Source organism: Brevibacillus schisleri, from assembly GCF_055685845.1.
Genome location: NZ_JBVNDM010000001.1, coordinates 1,270,123 through 1,292,524, shown reverse-complemented (window position 1 = coordinate 1,292,524; position 22,402 = coordinate 1,270,123). Strand labels below are relative to the sequence as shown.

Genomic DNA, 22,402 nt, shown 5'->3' with positions numbered 1-22,402 from the left:
GGCAAAAAGAAGGGGAAGCTTCATTTATGAACCTGAAGCTTCCCTTTTTCTTTTCTTGCTATCGTTTGTGTCCCACCTGGACTCTTCTTTTCCCGAAACATCGTGATGATGGCAACGGCTGCGATGATCATGACAGCAGCAATCAAGGTTTGGCTTGTCAATTGTTCATCAGCGATCAGCCAGCCTAGAAATACTGCGACAATCGGGTTCACATAGGCGTATGTGGAGACCAAGGAAGGCTCTGCATTTTTCAAAAGCCAAATGTATGCTGTGTAGGCGACAATGGAACCAAATCCAACTAAATAGCCAAAAGCAATCCAGGAACGCAGGGTGATCTCCGATAGGTGCAGCTTCGTCCAATCGTCGAGAAACAGCGAAGTGATCCCCAGCAAACTCCCTCCGATGATCATTTGCAAGGCCGTCGCCATTACCGGTGATGCAGGGAGCTTTGCATTTCGCGAATATAACGATCCCACTGCCCAACTGATTGAGGCAAACAGGAGCGCAAATATTCCGACGGTATCGATCCCTTGATTGCCTGAGCTCTCGGGATGGACAACCAGCACTGCGATCCCAGCCAAGCCAAACAGGATTCCTCCCATGACTCCAACCGTTGGCTTCTTCTTGCTGCCACCGACCCAGTTGAAAACGAGAATCCATAATGGAACGGTAGCGATCAGCAAGGACGCGATTGCTGACGGTACCTTGAGTTGCGCCCATGCAACTACACCGTTACCTCCGAGAAGCAACAACGCCCCAACAATTCCGGCCCCTCTCCATTCTGCTACACTGGGCAGCTCTGCCCCTTTCCAACGCCCGATCAAAAACAGGATCGATCCAGCCAGAAAAAATCGCACCCCCGACATAATAAAAGGTGGCATCGATTCAATGGCGATCTTCATTCCAAGATAAGTACCTCCCCAAAACAGGTAGACCGCTAGCAACGCAATCGTAACGCCAAATAATTTCGAATCTTTTTTTCCTGTCATTGTGTTTCCACCTTGGTTGTCAAATTTCTTTCCGTCCATCCTCGTAGATCGTGGACAAGATGAAAGTCGTAGAGGTTTCCAGTATTTCGTCATACTGGACCATTTCATCGATCAGATTGGTGATATCTTCTGGGGCCGTTGCACGTACTTTTAGCATCATGCACCACTCTCCCGCGAGCCGCTGGCATTCAATGATGGTCACGTTCGGTACCTGAACGTTCATAATCTTTGCTGTGATTTCTTTGAAGTCCTGACATCTTGCTTTGACGAAAATCAATACCTTCAGCCTTTGCTCTAATTTTCTCCAGTCAATGATGCCACGGTATCCCTTGATCACACCATTTTTTTCAAGCTTGGCAACCCGTTGGTGAACAGCCGGCCGCGAGATGTGCAGCAGCTTGCTGATTTCCTCATGAGATATCCTTCCGTTTTCCTCGAGCAATTGAACAATTTTCAGGTCAACCTCATCCATCACATACCTCCTGTGGTTATAGTAGCATATTTTCCTTCATATAGACTATTTGTACTCTATATTGACCGAATTCAAACGAATAGTAAATACAGAGCAAGAAATCCTAAAAAAATCATGCCAAAAACCGTCGCGAAAGCCCCCTTCTCATTACGAATCGTTACTTAGGTACCCATACAAAAAAGAACAAGCCCCCGCTTAATTGTAAGCGGGGACTAGCTTAGAAGCATCGTCCTTATCATTCTGGTTTCTCAAACAATGCCATCCACTCATCAACTTGGATGGAAACGACTTGCTCTCCAACTTTTTCAACCGCGAAGTAGGCTTTGGTTTCATCGTCAGCACTTGTGATATGCGCGGTTACTTGCTCAACTTGCTCCTCAGTCTCAGTCGTACGTCTGACCCAAGTCGCATATGGGAACGTCTTTTTACGGATGCGCGAATGACTCTCCACCAGCCCCTCTTGCTCGATCCACGTTACCCATTCGGAGCGTGAGTAGCTTCGTACATGACTGTGATCCCGAAGTTTCTCCAGCGTATTCACAAATCGGTCGAGCTTTTCATCCTCTGCTGCGATATTGTCGATCAGCACGAATTTTCCACCCGGTTTCAGAACACGCGCCACTTCTTTTACAAACGATTCCGGGTTCGGGAAGTGATGAGCCGCGATTCTGCACCCGACTGCATCAAAGGATTCACTCAAAAACGGAAGTGCCTCCGCATCCGCAACCACATAAAAGACATTGCTTGTGTGAGATTTCAGATGGTTTCGCGCCGCTGCAAGCATCGGCTGTGTCAAATCAGTCGCAAAGACGTGACCGACATGTGGAGCGATTGCCTTGGTAAGATAACCGCCGCCCGTTGCCACATCGAGAAACACCCATTCCGGCGATGGATTCAGCCATGGCGTGAGGAGAGCGAGATCCTCTCCCGTAGCATGCGTCTGGCTATTCACATACTTTTCAGCATTCGCGCCGAACTGCTGTTTGACTTCCTCTTTGATCCTTTTGTCATCGCGCATGAGAATCGCCCCCCTATTCTTCGTTCACGATAACTTTCTTCCCTCTCATTTTCATGATCAAGGGAACGGTGATCCAGAGAACCGCAATGATGAGGAACACCAGCGATACTGGCTTTTCAATAAAGATAGAAAAATCACCATTGGACGTCGTCAGCGCTCGTCGTAAATTGTTTTCAATCATTGGACCCAAGACCAAGCCAAGAACGAGTGGAGCCATTGGAAAATCGTTTTTCGCCAAAAAGTAACCCACGAGTCCGCAGAGCAGCAACAAGACCAGATCAAAAACAGAGACACGGACAGCGTATACACCAAACACCGAAATCGCAACGATCATCGGGATCAAATATTTCGGCGGTGTCTCAATCAGCTTCGCAAACACCTTTACGAGCGGCATATTGAGGATCAAGAGCATCACGTTTCCGATGAACATACTAGCGATCAAGCCCCAAGCAATGGTCGGATGATCCTCAAATAAGAGCGGACCTGGCTGCACATTGTACATAATCAGTGCGCCCATCAATACCGCTGTCGTCCCTGTCCCCGGAATCCCCAAGGTCAAAAGTGGAATCATCGCCCCGCCAGATGCTGCGTTGTTTGCCGACTCTGGAGCCGCTACCCCGGCAATCGCTCCTTTGCCGAATTTTTCAGGCGTTTTACTGATTTTCTTTTCCAGCAAATAAGCGAGGAAGGATGCCAGTGTTGCACCAGAACCAGGAACAATTCCTTTAAAGAATCCAACCAGTGATCCACGGAGAATCGGTCCAGCACTTTCCTTCAAGTCTTCCTTGGTCGGTATGATTCGGGAAATTTTGGCGATCTCTCCCTCATTCACATCGCGCTCGAGGATCGTCTTGAACACTTCGCCAAGCGCAAATACCCCTACGGCGATCGTCAAAAACTCCAAACCGGAATAAAGCTCGGGCATATCAAAGGTAAAACGCGCCACGCCGGATACATTGTCCAGCCCAATCGTCGCGATCAATAAGCCAAAAACCGTCATCATCAATGCTTTGGTCACGGACTTGCCTGCCAGCCCGCTCAGTGCACATAACCCCAAGATCATTAGCGAAAATTCATCTGCCGGACTGAGCTTGAGCGCTACTTCAGAGAGTGGCTCTGCCAAAAATACCAAACCGATAAGCGAGACAAGTCCTGCAAAAAATGAACCAATCGCAGCGATGGAGAGAGCAACTCCGGCTCTTCCCTGCTTTGCCATCGGGTATCCGTCCAGTACGGTAACGACAGAAGATGATTCACCCGGTGTATTCAACAAAATCGAGGTGGTAGAGCCGCCATACATCGCCCCGTAGTAAACCCCTGCTAACAAAATAATGGCGCTGGTAGCCGCTGCTTCTGGTGGCAGTCCACTCGTCAACGAGGCTGTCACCGGAATCAATAAGGCTACACCGCTGATTGGCCCAATCCCTGGCAATACTCCAACTACCGTCCCGATCAAGACACCCACAAATGCAAAAATGATATTTTGCCATTGCAGGGCAGTGGCAAATCCGTTCAGCAAATAATCAAATGCACTCATTTCATCCACCTCCTACAAGCCTAACCATGTTGGTAAACCGGGCAATGTGCCATCGAGAACTTCCACGTACAACAAGTAGACACCGAACGAAAACGCACCGGAAATGATTACGCTGTTGAGCCACTTCCCTTTCTGCATTGTCTGGAACCCAACGAAAAGGAACAGGAAGGTACTGATCACGTAGCCGATTTCCTCTAAAAGCAATACGTACAATAATGCCCCGACCAGAATGATGAGGAACCGTTTGTAATCGAGCTTTTCCTTCTCTTTCTTGCCCTCTTGCTTGTATGTAAATGTCTCATAAAATAATCGCAGGCTGAGCAGGATCAGAAGACTTCCGAGTCCCATCGGAAAAATGTTTGGCCCTACATGGCTGCCGTAAGCACTCGCCGAGATGTTTTGGCTCCCGACTACAAAGGCTACGCCCAACACGAGAAAAATCAGACTGGCGAAGCGGTCAAATGTTCTGCTCACGTATGTTCCCTCCTGTTCGTACCAGAATCCAGAATGAAGGAGGAGAAGAATCGCTCCTTCTCCATCCCCCAGCAACCCTTTTTATTTCGCCATTCCGAGCAAGCCCAGGATTTCCTTGAACATTTTTTCTTGCTCACCCAGGTAGCTCTTGAAGTCTGCACCGTTTTTGTAGCCATCGTCCCAGCCGTTTGCTTCCAGCTCTGCTTTCCACTCAGGAGTCTCTGTCATCGCTTTCAATTTTTGCTCCCAATAAGCAACAGCATCTGGCGTCATATCTTTTGGCCCAAATACACCGCGCCAGTTGATCAGCTCCGTGTCATAACCGGATTCTTTGTACGTCGGGATATCCTTGAACATTCCTTTCAAGCGCTCAGGGGAAGAAACACCCAGGATTCTGACCTTGCCGGATTTCAAGTATTCACCCGAACCGGATACATCTGTTGCCAGTACGTCAGCATTGCCACCCAAGAGAGAGGCGATCGCTTCTCCGCCGCCATCGTAGGAGATGTATTTCACGGATTTCGGATCAATTCCCGCTTTGACAGCTGGCATCAAGAAGGTCAAGTGATCAAGCGAGCCAGGAGCAGAGCCGCCTGCAACCGTTACTTTGGTTGGATCAGCTTTGATGGCATCCATTAACGATTTCAGATCCTTGTATGGAGAATCGGCTGCTACGACGATCGCGCCGTAATCTTTCGTCAATTGTGCCAACGGAGTCATATCCTTGTAGGAATGCGGGCTGTTTCCTTCTTTTTTCACATTGTTGATGACGATTGGTGTAGAGGGAAGCAGGAGCTTGTAGTTGTTTTTCTTGTCCTGCGTCACAAAATCAGCCAAGCCTACTGCCTGTCCGCCACCTGGTTTGTTTTCGACCGAAATCGTCTTGTCTACCAGCTTCGTTGCTGACATCACCTTTGCGAGGGAGCGCGCTGTTTTATCCAAGCCTCCGCCTGCGCCCGATGGTGCGATAACGGAGATAGGTTTTTCCGGGTAGGTAGAAGCTCCTCCAGAGGATGCTGTCTGCCCACCGCCGCCTCCACAGGCTGCGAGGCTAAGTGCCATTGCCGTAGTGAGGAGTACTCCGCTCCACTTTGTCCATTTGTTTGATTTTTTCATCTTTATGACCCCCTCTGTTGATAGCGTTTTCAATTATGGTAAGGAGATCATAGCATTCGATGAAAACGCTTCCTAGTTTATTCAGATAATTTGGATAAACACCATATTTCCGATTATTTTCATTCTTTTCACGCCAAAAAGACCTGCCGTTCCGATCTGGGAACGTGCAGGTCTTGCCATATATTTGACTGTAAAACTACGTCAGGCGCTGGTCTCCTTTGGCTGTTTGATCCTGCTGTGGTAGTTGGTCCATGCACGTGCGCCGAAGGAAAACAGTGTAAGGACAAGGACCAAGCGAAACAAATGAAACGCCGTCACTAGGAGCGGATCGGCTCCTGTCGCCAAGGCAGTTAAGCTCATTTCGGCAAGTCCACCTGGCACCGTAGCCAGAATCGCTGTCACGATATCAGTTGCAGTGACGTAAGAAATGCCGATGGCAAGCACAATTACCATGACGAACAAGAACAAGGAATGCATGAGACCAAACAGAAAGAATCGGCGGTTTTTCACGATGTCCTCTCGTTTGAAGCCAAGACCGCTGCTGACCCCGATGAATATTTGGGCCCCTTGGACCAAGATGCTTGGCAACGCAGGACTCTCTCCCACAAGTGATGTATTCATCGAAATCAAAGCGGTCACGAGCAAGGCACCTAGCAAGAACGGAGCGGGTATATAACAGCGTGACGCAATCAACGCTCCAATGAGACCAGCCACAAGAATCATGACTGTCTGCCCAATCCCCAGCATGTGTTCTGTCGTAGCCGTCTGTACGGCAGCATGCGTAGGTAGAAATGCCACGAGATAAGGGGTACAAAGCACGACGCTGATCGCACGGATCGAGTGGAAAATCGTAATGACTTGTTGATTTCCTCCCGCCATTTGCCCCACCGACACCATTTCCGATAATCCACCGGGAATATTGCTGAATATCGCCGTTATCCCGTCTACTCTGCAAATCTTGTAAAAGATCCAAGCGTTCACCAAACTGATCAAGATGGTCAAAATCGTGGCGATGAGCATCAAACCCACGTGCCCCGTCATCGTATCGACGATTTCAGATGTCATTCGCAGACCAAGGGTAATCCCGATCACTGTCAATCCTGCTTGACGAAACCAGCGGGGAATCCAAAGATTTTTGACCCCAAGCATATTACAGATAACTGTCGTAACTAGCGCTCCGAGTAGCCAAGGAAGTGGGCTGTGAATGGTAGCAAACAGCAAGCCTCCCAATGATCCGAGCAGCAATGTAAACAGAATGCGTAGCAGCATAAGCGTTCCCTCTCCTACTATCCGACGTTGTATGAAGCTTCTAGGGTGGGGGTACACCTAGTGTAAATCAATTGTTCTCGCAGAAAAAATACAAAATGGTTATCGTTAGCGATTCCTTGTGTGAATAATAAAAAACTGCTGGCTCCCCTTCAGGGAATTCGCAGCAGTTCCTTTTTCCTTGCTTAATCGATGAATGCAATCTCACCCTGCTCTATGAAGCCCACAAATGCCTTGACCATTTGCAATTCCATCGAGTCGGCATGATAAAACATCCAGGTACTTCGCTTGATCGGCTCTCCCTCAGCTGTGGTCAGCTCAGTCATGTGCAGATCATCTTTGCCATTCAGCACGCCTCGTGGAAGGATGGCGTACCCCAAACCATTTGCTACCATTTCACTGCATGTATCCGCCTTGTCGACCTCCATGCCGATCAACGGTGGTTGGGAAAATCGTTCCGTCCACCAGCTGTCCACTAATGCCAGCAGCATGGGATCCGTCTCATAGTCGATTCGCGGCAGAGTGGGCAGGTCGTCGATCTGAATGGGTTCCGTGGAAACGACATAGACCGATTCCTCGAACAATAAGTGCTTTTGGTCGGACCAGTTGTAGCTTCCCCGGACGAAGCCTACGTGCACGTCCTGATTATACACGGACTTGTAGACGTCTTTGCTCCATCCGGTCATTACCTTGTACTCGACGTTTGGATAGGCTTCCTTGAACTTTTTCAAGATCATCGGGAGCTTGTACCGTGCAAAATAGTTGGAAACCCCCAGCCGGAGCGTACCATTGACCTCGCCGCCCATGTTCAAGACATGCTCCTTGATATTGCGCAGTCTGAGGAGCATTTCATCCGCACATTTGGCCAAGTACTCGCCTTGAGGAGTGAAATGAACGCCTCTACTCCCCCGTTGCACGATCTGTACGCCAAATTCTTTTTCAATCTGCCGTAGTCTTTTCGTCAGCGCAGGCTGGGACAAATACAAGCTTTCAGCTGTTTTTGTAATGTTTTGTTCCTGGTACAAGGTTTGGAGAATGTACCAATCGCGATATTCCATAGCTATAGTGTCTCCGCTTGGTTATTTGTCACTTCTTTATTTATCACATTTTTCTCCTTCCTTTTCAAATAGTTTCCAATCACAATAACCAGAATTGCCAATGCTACTGGCAAAATCATATGCAGCGAAGGCATTACCCCCTCCAGGAAGCTGCCAACTGCTTTGTCTCCTACAATCATTTCTCCTGCTGTATATCCGAGCAGAGCCGCCCCCAATAATACGATAATCGGAAAGCGGTTCATCAGCTTCATCAGAAGTTGACTTCCCCAAATGATGAGCGGAATGCTGATAGTAAGACCGATGATGACCAAAACCAGGTTTCCGTTCGCTGCTCCAGCTACGGCGATTACATTGTCCAGGCTCATAATCAAATCGGCAAAAATAATGGTTTTGAGTGCCTCGACAAAACTCGCTCCCCCACCAATGTGACTGTCCTCATCTTCACCTTTTAACAGCTTGACCGCAATCCAGATGAGCAAAAGCCCTCCGACGACTTGGACAAACGGAATTTTCAACAGCCAGATAGCAATGAAGGTCAGGATGATCCGAAGTCCGATTGCACCGAAGCTCCCCCAAAAAGTAGCTTTCTTCTGCAGCTCTGGACTCAGGTTGCGACAGGCAAGAGCAATCACGACTGCATTGTCTCCGCTCAAGACCAGGTTGATCATAATAATTTGAAGTAAGCTAAGTAAGTATTCTGTCATGATGTCTCCTCCAAAATTTCTGATACTGACAATAATAGACCTATCTTTTCATTCGTGCAGTATTATTTCTATTATTTGCATATATTTTTTTGGAATAGAAAAAACCTGTCATTCGAAGACAGGCTACTTCTTGTATCCATACACAGAATAATCCGCCCGCACTTTTCGAATCGCTAGCCAAACCGGCAATCCTCTCGCTACCCAACGCAGGGCGGACATAATATTTTGTTCATTTTCAAACTGCTCGACAATGATGACGGTCTTTTCGTTGATGTACGTCTGTAGCTCCTCCCACCCCATTGCTGAATAGCGATCATTTCCGTACGTTTTCAACGCCAAAAAGTCTTCGCGTTTTGGGTCCTTCAGTTGGAGGAGATGCTGAATGGCTCTCGCGCATTCGGGATGAATGGTATTATTCATGCTGTCATGCCTCACTTTGGTACGGGATGATTTTATGTTAAACGATTGCAGCAGGCTTCGCACGCAAATAAAAAAGGCCATCATCACTTTGGAAGGACAACGACCTTTTGTGCTTCTGTTGATTCAGTTTTTCTGCTCTCGTCTTCGTCGTCCGTTGTCTCATGTCAGCGAATGCAAAGATGCTTCTGTTGAGCTCTGGGTTTCTTTTTCCTTCACGAGCCAGTTTTTCCCGCTGCTTGCGTGCTGCGCTTTTTGCCATTGTCTTTCACTCCTTTTTTACTGCTTACTACGATGAATACAGTCCTTGGTGTTATCATAGACCGCTTCCTGCTTTGTTGCAACGAAAATAGTAAAATTGCCTACTAGTCTTGTCCACGCCTTTTTCTCTCCCATGAATAGGATAGATTGACAGGAGGTGTTGAGACTCGATGAAAAACAAAAGAATCACCGCGAATCGCGTGGAAAACCAAGTGTATTCCAATCGGGTTCTGCGCTCTGAATTCGACCGCAACTGGCGTACGGTAATCTCCAGAAGTGGTTACGTTATTTATATTGCAAAAGCGAATCGGGCAAAAGTCACTGTACTACTCTCAGATGGATCCAGGAAATTGCTCATCTTCAGACAAGGTGGAAGAGTATTGGTTGGCGGTGGGGGTACCAGTCATTATAGCAAACCACACATTGCAAGGAATTTGTAAAATGTGGGAAGCGCCCTGCTCAGTATTGCTTGTGGCAGGGCGATTTTCATTGAACGGATCACTACCTCGTCTTAATAATCACCGTCATTTTTTGCTCCTTTTTTGTATCCTGAATACTGCCCATGATCTCCGCTCGTTTCCATCCCAAAAATGTATGGTCTTGTCCGTTATGCATCTTTATTTTCATTCCGTTTGGGATCATGAACAGCGTATTCCATTTTTCAACTGCCGCAATATCTTTCAAGTCTAATTCGAGAGGTTGTGTTTGAATATGGAGACTGTGTGGTTGAAAATAGAGTCTATCACTCGTAATCGTTAACCTCCCACTTACTACTTCGATCCCTCTGAATAGGCTGACGGCTATATTCTCTTTCACAATCGATTCGTTTCGCCTGAGTTCCATTGCTTACTTTTCCCCTCCGACATACGATTCCATTTTTTCTCGAATTGGTAGGCAATTCATATTACCATAATTAGGAACTCGTATGTACAAATGAAGCACAACAGATTCTGTCAACGATCTGTTGTGCTTCAAAGCGCCCTGCTCGTATGCTAGTAGGTAAACTTATTGAGCATTACTTTCAGCTCTTCCGCCAATGACGACAAGGATTGAGCGGAGGATGAGATCTCTTGCATGGAGGCGAGTTGCTCCTCTGTAGAGGCTGCTACTTCCTCGGCTGTTTCGGCATTGCTTTTCGCGATGGTGACGAGCACATTGGCTGTCGCGGTTACTTCCTGAACAGCAGCCAAGATTTGCTGTGCGATCATGGAAACCTCATCGATATGTGGATTGGTCAGTCTGGTGCTTTCCATAATGCCTTCAAACTTGTGAATCGTCTCCTCCGAAACTTCCAAGCCTGCTTCAACATCCAGTCTGACTGTTTCCATGTTGTCGACGGATTGCTTGGTTTCCCGTTGAATCTCTGTGATCAATTCAGAAATTTGCTTAGCCGACATTTGTGATTGCTCAGCCAACAGTCGCACCTCTGTAGCTACAACCGCAAAGCCTTTGCCATGCTCACCAGCCCGCGCCGCTTCAATCGCTGCATTCAATGCCAGCAAATTCGTCTGCTGGGCAATCCCGCTGATGACATCCGAGATCGTGCCGATTTCTTTCGAACGGTCATAGAGCGATTTGGTCATGCGATCCGACTGTTCTACGGATTCGTGAATCGACTTCATTTGACTCATGACCTGAGCGACAAAGTTGCCCCCTTCTTCTGCCTGAACCGTCGTTTGCTGAGCCGTATCCGACAACACATTGACACTCTCTACAATCCGTGTGACCCCTTCCGCAATCTCTTGCAATGAGCGAACATTTTGGTCGATTCCGCTCGTTTGTTGTTCCGCGCTGCCAGCTACCTCTTGAACCGCAGTCGTTACATGCTCGGTTGCAATGCTCGTCTGCTGCGCACTCGCAGTCAATTGCTCCGAAGACGCTGCTACTTGCTCCGCTCTAGTCTCGACATCTGAAATGAGCGCCCGCAGGTTATCCTGCATCGTATTAAACGCATGGCCGAGCTCACCGATTTCATCGGTTGACCGTACTTGAATCGGGTCAGTCAAATTCCCTTGGCTCACTCTGACGGCATGTACCTTCACTTCCTGGATGGACTGGAGAAGGGAACGCAGAACAGCTGCTACAATGAGTCCTCCCAACACCAAGCAGATCGCGATCGTCCAAAACGTTTGCGCGAAAATCGGCTGTGCAGCCTCCTCAACCTCTGACAGGTGCATCGAACCGGCGATTTTCCAACCAATAGCCGGATTCGTCACATATAAAATCTTTTTCGGGATGCTTTGCTCCTCGTAATTGAATTGACCTGTTTCTCCTTGGAACAAGTTGTCGTAAAAACTCTCTTGTGCCACTGTTCCTGCCTGATTTTCCGGGTGGACTACATACTTCTTATTGCTGTCCACTACGATGACATCTCCATCCGAACCGATGCTGACTGAGTTTGCCAGTTGTTTGATCTGTTCAATCCCAACTGTAATGCAGATAACCCCAGCGCCATCCTCTGTCGTTCTTGCTACCGCTACTACAACCTCACCTGATACCGCCGAAATATATGGCTCCGTAACGACGACCGTCCCCTTGTTCTCCATCGCTCGCTTGTACCAGTCTCTCGTCCGCGGATCAAACCCTGCCTGTACTTCTTGCTTGGGAGCGCGGAAATACTGGCCATCAACCGTTCCCAAACTGATACTGGACACATCCGCATGCATACCCATATACATATCCAAATGGTGCATGATTTCTTCTTGAACATCAGCTGATTTCACGCCAGGTGTGATATCTTTTGCCAAATAGTCAGCATCCTTCTTTTTGTCCTCAAACGTACTGCTTACGATGGAGTTGACCAAATCGACGTTTTCGTCGGCGCTGTCCATGATCTGTTTTTCAATTTCTTGTCTCGCTTGATTGTAAGCCAGGCTTCCAACGACAAGGGAAGGGACTAACAGAATCAAGAGAAATGTGATGATGAGTTTGGTTCGATAGCTTCGAAGCCAATTCCTGAGGTTAACTTTCACTTCATTTCATCTTCTTTCTAAGGGGTATTTCGAAAAACGTTTCCTGTTGGTGAAGTCCTAATTTTTTTATATCGGTAACGAAGGAGTGTTAATTAAGCAAAAAATATATCGAGCTGTAATAGGTATAAAAAAGTGGGGATTATACCGCCCGTGCGGCCATAGAAAAACCGCCCTGCTTATGAATGATAGACAGGACGGTCGGTATGGGATCGATGCAAGCTGCAACAGTTGCCACGATTTGTTGAGCGAATTTGTAAGTCACTTCAACCGCGCTTCATTTTCCCCAAGCGAATAAACTGTTCGTCACGCACACGCAGCTTTTCTGAAACAGCCGTATCCGTATACGAGTAAATACCTGCTCCGGTCTTGGTGCCGAGATTGCCTTCTGCTACCCGCTCCTCCATGATAGGAGGTGCTTTTGTCGATCCATTCAGCTCTGGCACCAGGTTATCCATCACGCGCTTCCACGTATCGAGTCCACCAAAATCCGCCGTCTCAATAGGCCCGACAAAAGCCCAACGAAAGCCAATTCCGTTCTTCATCACCGTATCGATCTGGGCTGCATCTGCAACACCTTCTGCAAGCAAATGAAAAGCTTCTCTCATCAAGGCTGTTTGTAGCCGATTGGCGATAAAGCCCGGTACATCCTTTTTCAACAGAACAGGGCACTTTCCGATCTCTTCCATCAGCTGCATGGTTTTTTGAATTACTTCTAGCGCAGTCTTCTCATGCTTGACTACCTCGACCAACGGAACCAATTGGGCTGGATTGAAAAAATGTGTAATGATAAAGCGTTGGGGCGTGATAGCTTTTTCAATCAGTCGCGCAATCGAAAACGTAGACGTATTGGAAGCAATAATCGCATCTGGCTTCGCGTAATGCTCCAGCTTTTCAAACAGCTCCCACTTTAGCTCGATGACTTCTGGGATTGCTTCTGTGATGATTTCAGCTTCAGATACTGCCGCTTGCAAATCCGTGGTCAGGACGATATGCTCGAGCGCCGCTACTCTAGACTGGTCTGCAATCACTCCCTCTGCAACCAGAAGGGAAAGGCTGTTCTCGATGCTAGCTCTCGCTTTCAGCAAAAACTCTTCCTGCAAGTCGTAAAGAGAAACACGAAATCCAGCCAATGCGAATAACTGCGCGATTCCATGTCCCATAACACCTGATCCGATAACAGCCGCATGCTTTTCCATAGAAAGATCCTCCTAGGGTGAATTCGGTTTACTAGCAAAGCTTTCCACGATGAAATACCTAGTTCCTGCCCACAAATTCCTACTCCTTTTACCGAAATTCATTCCTATGACGCTTGTTGGTAGAGTCAAAGTTTTGTACCATTAAAAATCGTTTCCTAAAACCAGCTATTAGAATGAACGTTTCATATACGGAGGTACGCATGAAACTATTGAATAAAGTCGTGGTCATCACAGGAGCCAGTCGGGGATTGGGCCTTGAGATGGCAAATGTTCTGGCAAAAGAAGGAGCGATCGTTTGGGCAACCTCTCGAACCGCGCCTCATCCGAACGAAATTGCACATGCTGAACCGGGAAGTGTGACGAATGTACAGCTAGATGTGACTGACGAGCAAAGTGTCTTTGCCTTATTTGCGCAAGTACAAAGGTTATACGGACGTCTAGATGTCCTCGTGAACAATGCAGGCGTCGGCGTGTTTAAGCCTGTTGAACAAACAAGCTTAGAGGAATGGGAGAATGTTTTTCGCACCAATGTAACCGGACTCTTTCTTTGCAGCCGCGAAGGATACAAGGTAATGAAAGCTCACGGAGGCCGTATCATCAATATCTCTAGTGTCTCAGGGTATATTCCCATTGCGGAAAACGGCGTTTATGGTGCTTCGAAATTTGCCGTTCAAGGCTTTTCCCAAATTTGCAATGAAGAATGGAAAGATGACAACGTAAGAGTCTCCACCATTTTTCCCGGCGCTGTTCATACAAATATGACGGAGGACCGACATTTTTTTGATCTGAGTGCGATGCTCGTACCAAAAGATGTGGCAGATACCGTGTTAGATATCGCTTCCCGTCCCCTCCACGTTCGAATCGATGAAGTCAAAATCCTTCCGCCTAAAGGCGTCCTCTAAATGACAGATGAATAAGGAGAGTTTACAAATGCAGCAAGTAGCAATCATCACAGGAGCAGGCAATGGAATCGGAGCAGCAGCCGCAAAGCTTTTGGCTCAACATGGGGTACGTGTCGCTGTTCTTGATTTACATGAAGAAAAGGCTCAGTTAGTCGCCCAAGAAATCAATCAGGCAGGCGGTCTAGCCTTGTCCATTCGCTGTGATGTCGGTCAACGAGCGCAAGTAGAAGAAGCCATCCAGCTAGTAGAATCGCATTTCGGAGATATCACCATCTTGGTCAACAACGCCGGAGTTGGCGGTCCATTCCACCGAGTCGACGAAGTCTCTGATGAAGAGTGGGATTGGATCATGAATACCAACTTGAAGAGTGTTTTCCTATTTTGCAGAAACCTGTTGCCCAAGATGAAAGAAAGGAACTACGGGCGGATCGTCAACATCGCTTCTATTCAGGGCTTGCTCGGCTCAGCACATTCGTCCACCTACGTCGCTTCCAAGCACGGCATGATCGGCTATACGAAAACAATTGCTGCGGAGTGGGGTGAGCACGGGATTACTTGCAATGCCATCTGTCCCGGATATGTGGATACCGCGATGGGCGTACGTCCGGAGGATATTTCGGATTACATGAATCGCGTCATCGCCAAAAGCCCGGTCAAACGCGTAGCTCAACCGGTGGAAATCGCCCAGATGATTGATCATCTAGTTGGACCGCATAGCGGATACATCAACGGAGCGAGCATCACCATGGACGGCGGAATCAGCAGTCACATTGGAATTACGGATCAGTTGTCCTAGTTCGTTACACACAGAAAAAGCCGCACGCTCGGTCAGTTTCCACCGGTCGTGCGGTCTTTCTTTCCTCTCCCCTTATAGTCCAAATAAATCATCCAAAAAGCCACCGCAACTGTGATGACTACTAAAACCTTTCTATTGATTCCCATAAACAATCAACCCATTTTCGAATAATTAGTGAAAACACCGATCCAAAGTCAAGCAACTTTCTTTGACCACCTCATATGTTATTGCAGGAGGTGGTCTAAGTGGCTAACAGATGTCTTTGTCGAGGTAGTAGATGTAATATCTTTTGCAGGTGTGGATGCAGGCGAAGAAGGAAAATAGCAGCGAACTAGGAGGATGATATGCTATTCCTAAACATGATTTTTCTCAGTTTGGTGACGGTTAGCAGTATCCTTTATACCTATAAAAATCGGTCCGAGCTTGCCTGTATGGATGGCATGATCATCGCTATGGTGTCAGGTGCTATGTCTAGTATTTCCTTGGGGTTGAACATTCAAGTATATCTGGTGAGCGATTTACAATCTGCGACGATCATTGCTGTCGCAATTGGTATGATGGTTGGGTTTATCTCAGGGAAATTGGTCTCTCTTACCGCTTCTATTGAAGGAGTAATGGCTGGAGTTATGGGCGGGTTGATGTCACCTATGCTAGGGGCCATGCTTTCTCATCCCTTGGGGCTTATCTGGTTTCTCGACTTTGCCTACATCTTTGTTTTCATCCTGATTGTTTTCCTAGTAAAAGAAGCAAGGCAAGCCTTTTTGGAAGAAGCGATGGAGCTTGAGAAAAAAACTAGCAGTTTACCTTGAAACTCTTCAAAAACACGGACGCGCTCGCTTCTTTGCGAGTTTTTTTCCAGCTCTCTTCCATCAACGGGACGAGCATCCCCATGGACGGCGGGATCAGCAATCACATTGAAATGACGGATCAGTTGTCCTCGTTCGGACACGTAGAAAAGGCCGCACGCTCGGTCAGCTTCCACCCGGCACGCGGCCTTTTTCCCCCTATAAAAAGCGGCGATGTACCTTCTTGCCATCGTACGTAAACAACACTTGTCGATCCTCCACCATCGATTCAAGGTGGATGGATTTTCCCCACAAATCATAGATGTAAGGCAATGTTTTTTCTACGTATTTGACATCCAGCTCCAGCCCCTCGAAATGATGCTTCAGGTACATCTCGCCGGAGCGTAAGTAATCCCCATCGTGTACGAGTACATAAGGGAATCCCCCGTTAACCCGTGTGCCCGCAAGACCATCGCGTACCTTCTCCCACTGCTTTTCCGCTACGACCCAATCGTTGCCCTGCTTGCCGAACATATACAAATCCAGATCACTGACGAGGTCCTTGGTCAGGAAGTTGCGAATGAAGCTGATGTCGGACTCCAGCTCGCGCACCTCGAAAATTTTCGCGCGTCCCTCACCTGGCTTGCGTCCGAAACGCTCCTGCTCCTCCTTCGTAGGATTATCCCAGCGCTTTTCAATGTCCTCCAAAATTTTCAGACCCAAATGATACGGATTGATGCTCGTCGTCGAAGGCTGAATGACGGAGGAATGCAGCTTGGCAAACTCGATCGTCTCCGATTCTGTCAGCTCCATTTCCCTCAGGATGCGCATATGCCAGTAGGTGGCCCAGCCTTCGTTCATGATCTTCGTTTCCATCTGCGGCCAGAAATACAGCATCTCATCCCGGATGATCGTCAGCACATCCCGCTGCCAATCGTCTAGGATATTGCTGTATTCCATAATGAACAGCAACAGGTCTTTTTCCGGCTCAGGCGGGAATTTTCGTGGTGCTTTTACCGGCTCGGCTTCCTCTTTTGCTTTACGGTCCAATCCCCAGAGATCGTCATAAGGGGAGTGCCGTTCGTTTTTCGTCTTTTTGTTCGCTTCCTCTGGCTCTCGTTTCCAACGCAGCTTCGGACGCAGCAAGCTTGGATCGATGTGCTCCTGAATCGCCAAGCTCGCGTCAAGCAAATTCTCCACAGCTTCCTTGCCATACTCGATCTCATACTGGCGAATCCGCTCTCCGCTGGCCGCCATGCTTTCGACCATATCCCGATTCGTGTTGGAGAAGCGCACATTGTTTTTGAAAAAGTCGCAGTGAGCAAGGACGTGAGCCACAATGAGCTTATTTTGGATCAAGGAATTGCCGTCCAAAAGAAACGCGTAACAAGGATTGGAGTTGATGACAAGCTCGTAGATTTTGCTCAGATTCAGGTCATATTGCAGTTTCATCCGGTAAAAGGACTTTCCAAAACTCCAATGCGAAAATCGTGTGGGCATTCCATACGCGCCAAATGTATAAATGATGTCAGACGGGCATATCTCGTATCGCATCGGGTAAAAATCAAGATTGAACCCTTTGGCGATCTCAGTAATTTCGTCAATGGATCGCTCCAGTTCTTTGCGCTCGTCGTTGGTCAAATCGTTTCGCCTCCCCCTATTGCCGTCGGTCTACATTATGTATATGGGGGAAACAGCCAAAAGACGCCACCTTTTAGAAAAGATGTCGTTCTTCATATGGCACGTTTTGATGGGGAATTTATGTCAATTGATTAAATCTTCTTTTCAACCAACGCTTGTACGTCCTGGTATTTGGTTCAAGCGGCCTTCCTCTTCCTGATCGTATCTCCTTGTAGAGAGTCGGTCGTTCTTTGAATTCAAGTGCCAGATCAGAAAGCTCCAAGTCATCTCTCCGAGCAATAAAAAAGATGCGCTCTCTCTTCTGAGGCACACCCATTGTTGCTGAAGCTACCAAAGACACATACCCTTTCGCTAATCCAATGATCATTCCCCTAACGTTCTCCGCGACCACTACCCGCGGACGTAACTTCTCAACCACGTCCAAGAAATCGAAGAATAGATCATCAAGCTTCTGCTTTGCCTGACCTTCTCTAAAATGATGTTCCTTGCCCCATTTCTTCTCGCGCTTTCCAGATGTAGAAAACACACTGCATAGAGGGGGAACCATCTAAGATGTCCAGATCAAAGAGCTCTGCCGGTAGCTGAGAATTCGGGAGATTCTTGAATTCTTGAATGGGCATTTGAAATGGGTACTTCGGGGGCAATGACAATCGAATTTGTTCTCAGCAAAATCATCCAAGTCGAGTACCTCGTTGGTAAACTCCGCGTCTTCATCGCTTTTAAAAGTGAACTGTGCAATGAGGTCTGCTGCTTCTTTATCATCGAAGCCGGTAAGAGCTTGATCCAGTTCACTATCTCGCAGCTCCACCAGCACTTCTTGGGCGAGAATTTCCTCATCCCAAGCACCACTGATCTTGTTTAGTGCGATATTGAGCGCCTTCTCTCGGATTTCATCCAAGGACTCAACAGAAACCTCTATTTAAGTAATTCCTTGTTCTACAAGAATTTTAAAACGCTGGTGTCCGCATACGAGTTACCTGTTTGCTCAATCCAAATGAGTGGCTCGACGGATCCAAACTCTTGAAAAGATCGTTTAAGCTTCTCGTATTCGATGTCGCCCGGTTGCAAATCTATTCGCGGATTAAAAGGGGCTAGATTAATTTTAGAGACTGATATTTTCCGTATATCCATGCTGTTCAGCTCCTTCGTGGCAATAAAGTAAGAATAAAGAATATTGCCAGCCCTTAAATTGCTGGATGCCTTGATTTTGTTGGGCTGGTGCCATGTTTTGTAGGTGTAATCAAACGACTACTATTCCAGTGGAAAAGTATATGTTTTGTTTCACCGCAAAAAATGGGGTTGAGGCTTAGAGCCTCATGCTTTGGCTGGCGGTTAGCTTCTGGCGACCCCCTAGTCCAAATTTGGGTCTTCCCCTGCCTCTGTGATCTCCTGGCTGAATAGGTGCAGGAGCCACGCCTCTGCTGTCTTCCCATTGAGAGAATACAGTGGATTGATTGCTAATGCTGACTGTCCTTCTAAATGAGTTCGACGCATGATGTGCAGCTCAATGAATGTCTTCACGATCTTGCGTGCTGTTGGATAGGAACAGTCTGCAATGCTGGCAAGGTCTTTGACGGTAAGTGGCGTCCCCTTTTGCCCACGCTCATTGTCGCCTTGCAGGAGGTTAGTTCCCTCGCTTGCATAGGGTGCGATTTTAAGCAATAAACCAGCCTCTGCAAGTGACAGCTTTCTGAGCCGTCGCTTTGCCTTCTGGCTGGCTGTGATCTTTACGACTTTTGAGCTGGCCTACAGGTCGAAATACTTTTACAATTTCGTCCGACCGGCGCAGTACTTCCTCCGTATAGTAAATTTCACCTGTCACTGAGTCAACAAACTGGTGCACTACATTTCACCCACCTCCATGAAAAAAAGCACCGCGTGGGTGCTTAATTTAAATTATTTCTTATTACTATCACTGTGACAAGAACCCCTGCGATACTTGGAAGAATAATTTTCGAACTAACGACAATATCAGGTATCAAAATTCCTAGATAAATTTCTGGCAAAATATCACCCCCTATACTTCCATTCTGAGGTAATGGCAGGAGCTTGTCTATATCAAAAGCCCCACTCTTTCGGCAGGGGCATCCGGCGCGAGCCAATCCTTACGCCTAACTGCGGTCACAGGCTATAGGAGGCGGTACAGCAGGTAATTCTGTACACTTGAGACAGGATCGGCTTATTCGAATATGAGAGATACCGGACAAGGGACGAGAAGCCGAAGCCGTAGGTCTCGCATGTAATCCCCTGTCCGGTAAATCCCAGCAGAGTAAATCGCGATTTTCCAAAGTTCCGAGAAGGGTTCCTAAAACTTGAAAACCGCTGTAATGCATACAATGAAAAATAATTGCATGGTTCCCTGCTACGCTCGTCGCAACTGGTGCGTTCAGGCTCAGAATGTCCCCCTCTCGTAAGGTCACATTCGTCATCACCCATAGATTCGCTCAGGTACACCATTGATAAGGGATAGGTGGTATCTCCCAAGAGCTGGTGCCGCTTGCTACTGACTCAAGATTACCGACTATCCGAATTCAAATCGTCCTGCCTTTTATCCCTGATAAAGTCCGAGTTTTATCCTGCATTTTATCGCGATTTTATTGGGCTTTTTCGCACAAAAAAGGGCACTCAGATCATGCCGAGTGCCGTAGCAATTTGCCTTATTGCCGACGCTCGATCTCGTCTAGCGAGTATTTCAATGCTCGATCAATCTGTTTGGCCTTCAGCTCGTTTATTGTCTCTGTTGGCTGTAGCCTTGGGAACAGTTGACCTATGCCCTTCTCTCTTAGTTCCTGCCTATTCTGTACAGCAACACGGAGGGCTTTATACTCTTTCAGTTCTTTCACAACGGCCTTTCTGACTTCTGTCTCATTCACTGGTTGCAGAAATGACAGTTGTTCTTGTACCTGTGCGCTCATTTCCAGATTCCCCCTCGCGGTAGCCCGTGATATAATTTTCTTGGCGAAAGAAATTATTAGGGCTCCCTGTTTGGGGGCTTATTTTTTTGTACTCCCGAAATATTATGTTAAAAGTCATGTGGATCAGCCCACTCAAAGTCTTTTTCAGTCAGACTTTCATTTTCTGAGACACTATTTAGAAAGCAATTAATTGTATCTTCCAATGCTTCATCGGGAGTATTTCCAAAACCAGCGATCCAATCTGGTGATCCGTCAACTCGTGATTTAAAAGCAACATTTACCTGACCAAAAAACCCACCTTTATTACTTTCTTTGATCTTTACCTTAAACTTGGTAAACGGAAGGAACACATGTGCCCAAACGTCATACTCTCCCACTACCTGATATATCTGAGTTACTCTCGAATCACTTACATTTTTCCATTTCATCAAAATTCACTCCTAATTAATTGAATTTCTCTTTTGTAAACAGGATAATCGACCCACTCCCGACCTTCGAGTAATCAACCGCTCTCTCCGACCGCAAATATCCAATTCAAGCCATGTATTTAGCGAGGCCTCTAAAGTTCTGCCTTACTGCCACAGATAAATACGCCCGACTGTAATACCAACATTTTTTGATTTTTTGGTAACTTCGAAGCCTTTCGGACGTCTAATAGTCACAGAAAGGATGAGTGTCGATGAAAAATAGTAGTATTTTAGCCCTTGCGACAGTGTTCTTTACAGCATCCGTGCTTCCTCCGTTGGTATTACCGGCAGCAAACGCAGCGACAGTTGCGACTGCTGCTAACACTGCGGCTCCACCAACCAAAATATACCGGATAGATCTTGATGGAAAAAAGCAAACGCTAGTCGCTCAGTTACCTGCAGTGCATCGGGCAAGCATGTCGCCAAACGGAAGGTTTGTATATGCAGAGAAGCAGGGGTTCAAGAAAGATGAACCAACCATTCCATACTTATATGACACCAAAACCAAGCAACTGAGCCAGTTGAACGGTTTCGCTAAGTGGGTATCGGGCAAGGACGAATTATTAATGATGGATCAAGCTAGCTTGTATCGATACAACTTACTCACCAAGCAAAAAACATTGCTCGTGAAAGGGACCACTGAAACCCCGATCTTGGATTATGCGATTGCACCAGATGGCCATTACCTTACCTTTATCCAATCTGATCTGAAAGATCCTGACGCACAGAAACGCAACAAGCTTATCTTGCAAGACATGAGTACGCTTAAAATGAAGGTTAATGACCAGTTTTTCCTTCCTGACGAAGAACAAAGCAGTACACAGTCCATAGAATTGCTCTATTGGATACCAACGTCAAAAAAAGTGTTGTATAAAGCAAACGGAACAATAAAAGAACTTGATTTACCGACAGGTCTCAAATACACGCATTCATTCAAAAGCTTCCCCTCGTATTCCAACGATATAAAGTTTCGGTTTGATATCAAGGAAGGTCACGGTTATATGACTGACCTGCAAACAGGTAAGAGTGTCCCGACGGCGGAGCATCCACATCCATTCTATTTGGATCGTGACTTGACTCAAGTCTTCTGGTCTCCGACCGGACATAACTATGTCGCAGAAAAATTCCTATTCACCTCAAATGCTCAAGATGCAAATGAACAACTTGTGATTCAATCGACGAAGAAATCGTTTGTGTACCCATTTGATGGAAGCCCCTATCTGAACGCAAATGACAATATCCAATTTTTAGGGTGGGCAGCTGATGGCAAGTCATTTTTCGTTGGTGATTTGGACTCGGTGCACATGAGCCGTTTCGACAGGTGGCAATCCCGTACAAGATAAAAAAGAAAAGTGGCTCTCTTATTGGAGCGTACACGGATAATACGCTAATACGCTCCTCTATCTTTTTTAATAA

General features: G+C 47.1%; 25 protein-coding genes and 1 pseudogene. 5 read left to right on the top strand and 21 right to left on the bottom strand.

What is annotated here, in order from left to right; translation table 11 throughout:
- Nucleotides 1-20: 20 nt before the first annotated feature.
- The 11 genes from ACUUHJ_RS06650 to ACUUHJ_RS06600 all read right to left on the bottom strand — a co-directional run bounded on the left by ACUUHJ_RS06650 (nucleotide 21) and on the right by ACUUHJ_RS06600 (nucleotide 9,313).
- Nucleotides 21-989 (bottom strand): EamA family transporter, encoded by a 969-nt coding sequence (locus ACUUHJ_RS06650; protein ID WP_472298497.1) that lies wholly within the window; start codon nucleotides 987-989, stop codon nucleotides 21-23.
- A gap of 19 nt (nucleotides 990-1,008) precedes the next feature.
- Nucleotides 1,009-1,461 carry an Lrp/AsnC family transcriptional regulator gene (locus tag ACUUHJ_RS06645; protein WP_016741717.1) on the bottom strand — a complete coding sequence of 151 codons (453 nt, stop codon included), beginning with the start codon at nucleotides 1,459-1,461 and terminating at the stop codon, nucleotides 1,009-1,011.
- A 235-nt stretch (nucleotides 1,462-1,696) separates the two neighbouring features.
- Nucleotides 1,697-2,479, bottom strand: coding sequence for a class I SAM-dependent methyltransferase (locus ACUUHJ_RS06640; RefSeq protein WP_472298496.1), 783 nt, complete (start codon nucleotides 2,477-2,479; stop codon nucleotides 1,697-1,699).
- A 13-nt stretch (nucleotides 2,480-2,492) separates the two neighbouring features.
- Complete coding sequence (locus ACUUHJ_RS06635) at nucleotides 2,493-4,016, bottom strand: tripartite tricarboxylate transporter permease (RefSeq protein ID WP_012684914.1); 1,524 nt, start codon at nucleotides 4,014-4,016, stop codon at nucleotides 2,493-2,495.
- A 12-nt stretch (nucleotides 4,017-4,028) separates the two neighbouring features.
- Nucleotides 4,029-4,490 (bottom strand): tripartite tricarboxylate transporter TctB family protein, encoded by a 462-nt coding sequence (locus tag ACUUHJ_RS06630; RefSeq protein ID WP_472298495.1) that lies wholly within the window; start codon nucleotides 4,488-4,490, stop codon nucleotides 4,029-4,031.
- A gap of 81 nt (nucleotides 4,491-4,571) precedes the next feature.
- A complete protein-coding gene (locus ACUUHJ_RS06625; protein WP_289676552.1) occupies nucleotides 4,572-5,606 on the bottom strand; it encodes a Bug family tripartite tricarboxylate transporter substrate binding protein in 1,035 nt (344 codons plus the stop codon).
- Between the two features lie 201 nt (nucleotides 5,607-5,807).
- On the bottom strand, nucleotides 5,808-6,875 hold the full coding sequence (locus ACUUHJ_RS06620; protein ID WP_472298494.1) for an AbrB family transcriptional regulator: 1,068 nt from the start codon (nucleotides 6,873-6,875) through the stop codon (nucleotides 5,808-5,810).
- 182 nt (nucleotides 6,876-7,057) lie between these two features.
- On the bottom strand, nucleotides 7,058-7,930 hold the full coding sequence (locus ACUUHJ_RS06615; protein ID WP_472298493.1) for a LysR family transcriptional regulator: 873 nt from the start codon (nucleotides 7,928-7,930) through the stop codon (nucleotides 7,058-7,060).
- Between the two features lie 2 nt (nucleotides 7,931-7,932).
- Nucleotides 7,933-8,634: a TerC family protein gene (locus tag ACUUHJ_RS06610; protein WP_472298492.1), complete on the bottom strand. Its 702-nt coding sequence runs from the start codon at nucleotides 8,632-8,634 to the stop codon at nucleotides 7,933-7,935.
- A gap of 123 nt (nucleotides 8,635-8,757) precedes the next feature.
- A complete protein-coding gene (locus ACUUHJ_RS06605) occupies nucleotides 8,758-9,054 on the bottom strand; it encodes a hypothetical protein (protein ID WP_007722285.1) in 297 nt (98 codons plus the stop codon).
- A gap of 37 nt (nucleotides 9,055-9,091) precedes the next feature.
- Nucleotides 9,092-9,313, bottom strand: coding sequence for a hypothetical protein (locus tag ACUUHJ_RS06600; protein WP_289676544.1), 222 nt, complete (start codon nucleotides 9,311-9,313; stop codon nucleotides 9,092-9,094).
- Between the two features lie 169 nt (nucleotides 9,314-9,482).
- Here ACUUHJ_RS06600 and ACUUHJ_RS06595 point away from each other — a divergent pair, with 169 nt between their 5' ends.
- Nucleotides 9,483-9,752 (top strand): hypothetical protein, encoded by a 270-nt coding sequence (locus ACUUHJ_RS06595; RefSeq protein ID WP_289676542.1) that lies wholly within the window; start codon nucleotides 9,483-9,485, stop codon nucleotides 9,750-9,752.
- A 61-nt stretch (nucleotides 9,753-9,813) separates the two neighbouring features.
- On the opposite strand, the gene ACUUHJ_RS06590 is transcribed toward ACUUHJ_RS06595, so the two are convergent.
- The 3 genes from ACUUHJ_RS06590 to ACUUHJ_RS06580 all read right to left on the bottom strand — a co-directional run bounded on the left by ACUUHJ_RS06590 (nucleotide 9,814) and on the right by ACUUHJ_RS06580 (nucleotide 13,480).
- A complete protein-coding gene (locus tag ACUUHJ_RS06590) occupies nucleotides 9,814-10,155 on the bottom strand; it encodes a GRAM domain-containing protein (protein ID WP_289676541.1) in 342 nt (113 codons plus the stop codon).
- Nucleotides 10,156-10,304: 149 nt separating this feature from the next.
- Nucleotides 10,305-12,284, bottom strand: coding sequence for a methyl-accepting chemotaxis protein (locus tag ACUUHJ_RS06585; protein WP_289676539.1), 1,980 nt, complete (start codon nucleotides 12,282-12,284; stop codon nucleotides 10,305-10,307).
- Between the two features lie 263 nt (nucleotides 12,285-12,547).
- Complete coding sequence (locus tag ACUUHJ_RS06580; RefSeq protein ID WP_472298491.1) at nucleotides 12,548-13,480, bottom strand: 3-hydroxyacyl-CoA dehydrogenase family protein; 933 nt, start codon at nucleotides 13,478-13,480, stop codon at nucleotides 12,548-12,550.
- A 200-nt stretch (nucleotides 13,481-13,680) separates the two neighbouring features.
- Between ACUUHJ_RS06580 and ACUUHJ_RS06575 the strand changes: the two genes are divergently transcribed.
- The 3 genes from ACUUHJ_RS06575 to ACUUHJ_RS06565 all read left to right on the top strand — a co-directional run bounded on the left by ACUUHJ_RS06575 (nucleotide 13,681) and on the right by ACUUHJ_RS06565 (nucleotide 15,987).
- The gene (locus ACUUHJ_RS06575; protein ID WP_289676536.1) at nucleotides 13,681-14,382 is read left to right on the top strand and encodes an SDR family oxidoreductase; all 702 of its coding nucleotides are present in this window, start codon (nucleotides 13,681-13,683) and stop codon (nucleotides 14,380-14,382) included.
- Nucleotides 14,383-14,410: 28 nt separating this feature from the next.
- Nucleotides 14,411-15,178: an SDR family NAD(P)-dependent oxidoreductase gene (locus ACUUHJ_RS06570; RefSeq protein ID WP_289676535.1), complete on the top strand. Its 768-nt coding sequence runs from the start codon at nucleotides 14,411-14,413 to the stop codon at nucleotides 15,176-15,178.
- A 344-nt stretch (nucleotides 15,179-15,522) separates the two neighbouring features.
- Complete coding sequence (locus ACUUHJ_RS06565; protein ID WP_289676533.1) at nucleotides 15,523-15,987, top strand: hypothetical protein; 465 nt, start codon at nucleotides 15,523-15,525, stop codon at nucleotides 15,985-15,987.
- A gap of 195 nt (nucleotides 15,988-16,182) precedes the next feature.
- On the opposite strand, the gene ACUUHJ_RS06560 is transcribed toward ACUUHJ_RS06565, so the two are convergent.
- From ACUUHJ_RS06560 to ACUUHJ_RS06530, 7 genes and pseudogenes are all read right to left on the bottom strand, one after another.
- Nucleotides 16,183-17,604 (bottom strand): SpoVR family protein, encoded by a 1,422-nt coding sequence (locus tag ACUUHJ_RS06560; RefSeq protein WP_289676532.1) that lies wholly within the window; start codon nucleotides 17,602-17,604, stop codon nucleotides 16,183-16,185.
- A gap of 136 nt (nucleotides 17,605-17,740) precedes the next feature.
- Nucleotides 17,741-18,242 (bottom strand): annotated as a pseudogene (locus ACUUHJ_RS06555) (DNA cytosine methyltransferase); the annotation flags it as partial.
- The gene (locus tag ACUUHJ_RS06550; RefSeq protein WP_472298490.1) at nucleotides 18,152-18,502 is read right to left on the bottom strand and encodes a hypothetical protein; all 351 of its coding nucleotides are present in this window, start codon (nucleotides 18,500-18,502) and stop codon (nucleotides 18,152-18,154) included. The pseudogene ACUUHJ_RS06555 and the gene ACUUHJ_RS06550, both read right to left, overlap by 91 nt.
- A 452-nt stretch (nucleotides 18,503-18,954) precedes the next feature.
- Nucleotides 18,955-19,266: a hypothetical protein gene (locus ACUUHJ_RS06545; protein ID WP_472298489.1), complete on the bottom strand. Its 312-nt coding sequence runs from the start codon at nucleotides 19,264-19,266 to the stop codon at nucleotides 18,955-18,957.
- On the bottom strand, nucleotides 19,259-19,447 hold the full coding sequence (locus tag ACUUHJ_RS06540; protein WP_472298488.1) for a hypothetical protein: 189 nt from the start codon (nucleotides 19,445-19,447) through the stop codon (nucleotides 19,259-19,261). The genes ACUUHJ_RS06545 and ACUUHJ_RS06540 overlap by 8 nt, the downstream gene beginning before the upstream one ends.
- Nucleotides 19,448-20,261: 814 nt before the next feature.
- On the bottom strand, nucleotides 20,262-20,519 hold the full coding sequence (locus ACUUHJ_RS06535) for a hypothetical protein (protein WP_289676527.1): 258 nt from the start codon (nucleotides 20,517-20,519) through the stop codon (nucleotides 20,262-20,264).
- A 107-nt stretch (nucleotides 20,520-20,626) separates the two neighbouring features.
- Nucleotides 20,627-20,947: a hypothetical protein gene (locus tag ACUUHJ_RS06530; protein WP_289676525.1), complete on the bottom strand. Its 321-nt coding sequence runs from the start codon at nucleotides 20,945-20,947 to the stop codon at nucleotides 20,627-20,629.
- 251 nt (nucleotides 20,948-21,198) lie between these two features.
- Here ACUUHJ_RS06530 and ACUUHJ_RS06525 point away from each other — a divergent pair, with 251 nt between their 5' ends.
- Nucleotides 21,199-22,329 (top strand): TolB-like translocation protein, encoded by a 1,131-nt coding sequence (locus tag ACUUHJ_RS06525; protein WP_289676524.1) that lies wholly within the window; start codon nucleotides 21,199-21,201, stop codon nucleotides 22,327-22,329.
- Nucleotides 22,330-22,402 lie beyond the last annotated feature (73 nt).

Bases quoted from the DNA above. Each gene is read 5' to 3' on its own strand.
- ACUUHJ_RS06590 (WP_289676541.1), bottom strand. From the start codon at position 10,155: ATGGAACTCAGGCGAAACGAATCGATTGTGAAAGAGAATATAGCCGTC.
- ACUUHJ_RS06525 (WP_289676524.1), top strand. From the start codon at position 21,199: ATGAAAAATAGTAGTATTTTAGCCCTTGCGACAGTGTTCTTTACAGCA.
- ACUUHJ_RS06600 (WP_289676544.1), bottom strand. From the start codon at position 9,313: ATGGCAAAAAGCGCAGCACGCAAGCAGCGGGAAAAACTGGCTCGTGAA.
- ACUUHJ_RS06620 (WP_472298494.1), bottom strand. From the start codon at position 6,875: ATGCTGCTACGCATTCTGTTTACATTGCTGCTCGGATCATTGGGAGGC.
- ACUUHJ_RS06535 (WP_289676527.1), bottom strand. From the start codon at position 20,519: ATGAGCGCACAGGTACAAGAACAACTGTCATTTCTGCAACCAGTGAAT.
- ACUUHJ_RS06570 (WP_289676535.1), top strand. From the start codon at position 14,411: ATGCAGCAAGTAGCAATCATCACAGGAGCAGGCAATGGAATCGGAGCA.
- ACUUHJ_RS06625 (WP_289676552.1), bottom strand. From the start codon at position 5,606: ATGAAAAAATCAAACAAATGGACAAAGTGGAGCGGAGTACTCCTCACT.
- ACUUHJ_RS06530 (WP_289676525.1), bottom strand. From the start codon at position 20,947: ATGAAATGGAAAAATGTAAGTGATTCGAGAGTAACTCAGATATATCAG.
- ACUUHJ_RS06565 (WP_289676533.1), top strand. From the start codon at position 15,523: ATGCTATTCCTAAACATGATTTTTCTCAGTTTGGTGACGGTTAGCAGT.
- ACUUHJ_RS06580 (WP_472298491.1), bottom strand. From the start codon at position 13,480: ATGGAAAAGCATGCGGCTGTTATCGGATCAGGTGTTATGGGACATGGA.
- ACUUHJ_RS06615 (WP_472298493.1), bottom strand. From the start codon at position 7,930: ATGGAATATCGCGATTGGTACATTCTCCAAACCTTGTACCAGGAACAA.
- ACUUHJ_RS06645 (WP_016741717.1), bottom strand. From the start codon at position 1,461: ATGGATGAGGTTGACCTGAAAATTGTTCAATTGCTCGAGGAAAACGGA.
- ACUUHJ_RS06595 (WP_289676542.1), top strand. From the start codon at position 9,483: ATGAAAAACAAAAGAATCACCGCGAATCGCGTGGAAAACCAAGTGTAT.
- ACUUHJ_RS06635 (WP_012684914.1), bottom strand. From the start codon at position 4,016: ATGAGTGCATTTGATTATTTGCTGAACGGATTTGCCACTGCCCTGCAA.
- ACUUHJ_RS06610 (WP_472298492.1), bottom strand. From the start codon at position 8,634: ATGACAGAATACTTACTTAGCTTACTTCAAATTATTATGATCAACCTG.
- ACUUHJ_RS06605 (WP_007722285.1), bottom strand. From the start codon at position 9,054: ATGAATAATACCATTCATCCCGAATGCGCGAGAGCCATTCAGCATCTC.
- ACUUHJ_RS06640 (WP_472298496.1), bottom strand. From the start codon at position 2,479: ATGCGCGATGACAAAAGGATCAAAGAGGAAGTCAAACAGCAGTTCGGC.
- ACUUHJ_RS06575 (WP_289676536.1), top strand. From the start codon at position 13,681: ATGAAACTATTGAATAAAGTCGTGGTCATCACAGGAGCCAGTCGGGGA.
- ACUUHJ_RS06650 (WP_472298497.1), bottom strand. From the start codon at position 989: ATGACAGGAAAAAAAGATTCGAAATTATTTGGCGTTACGATTGCGTTG.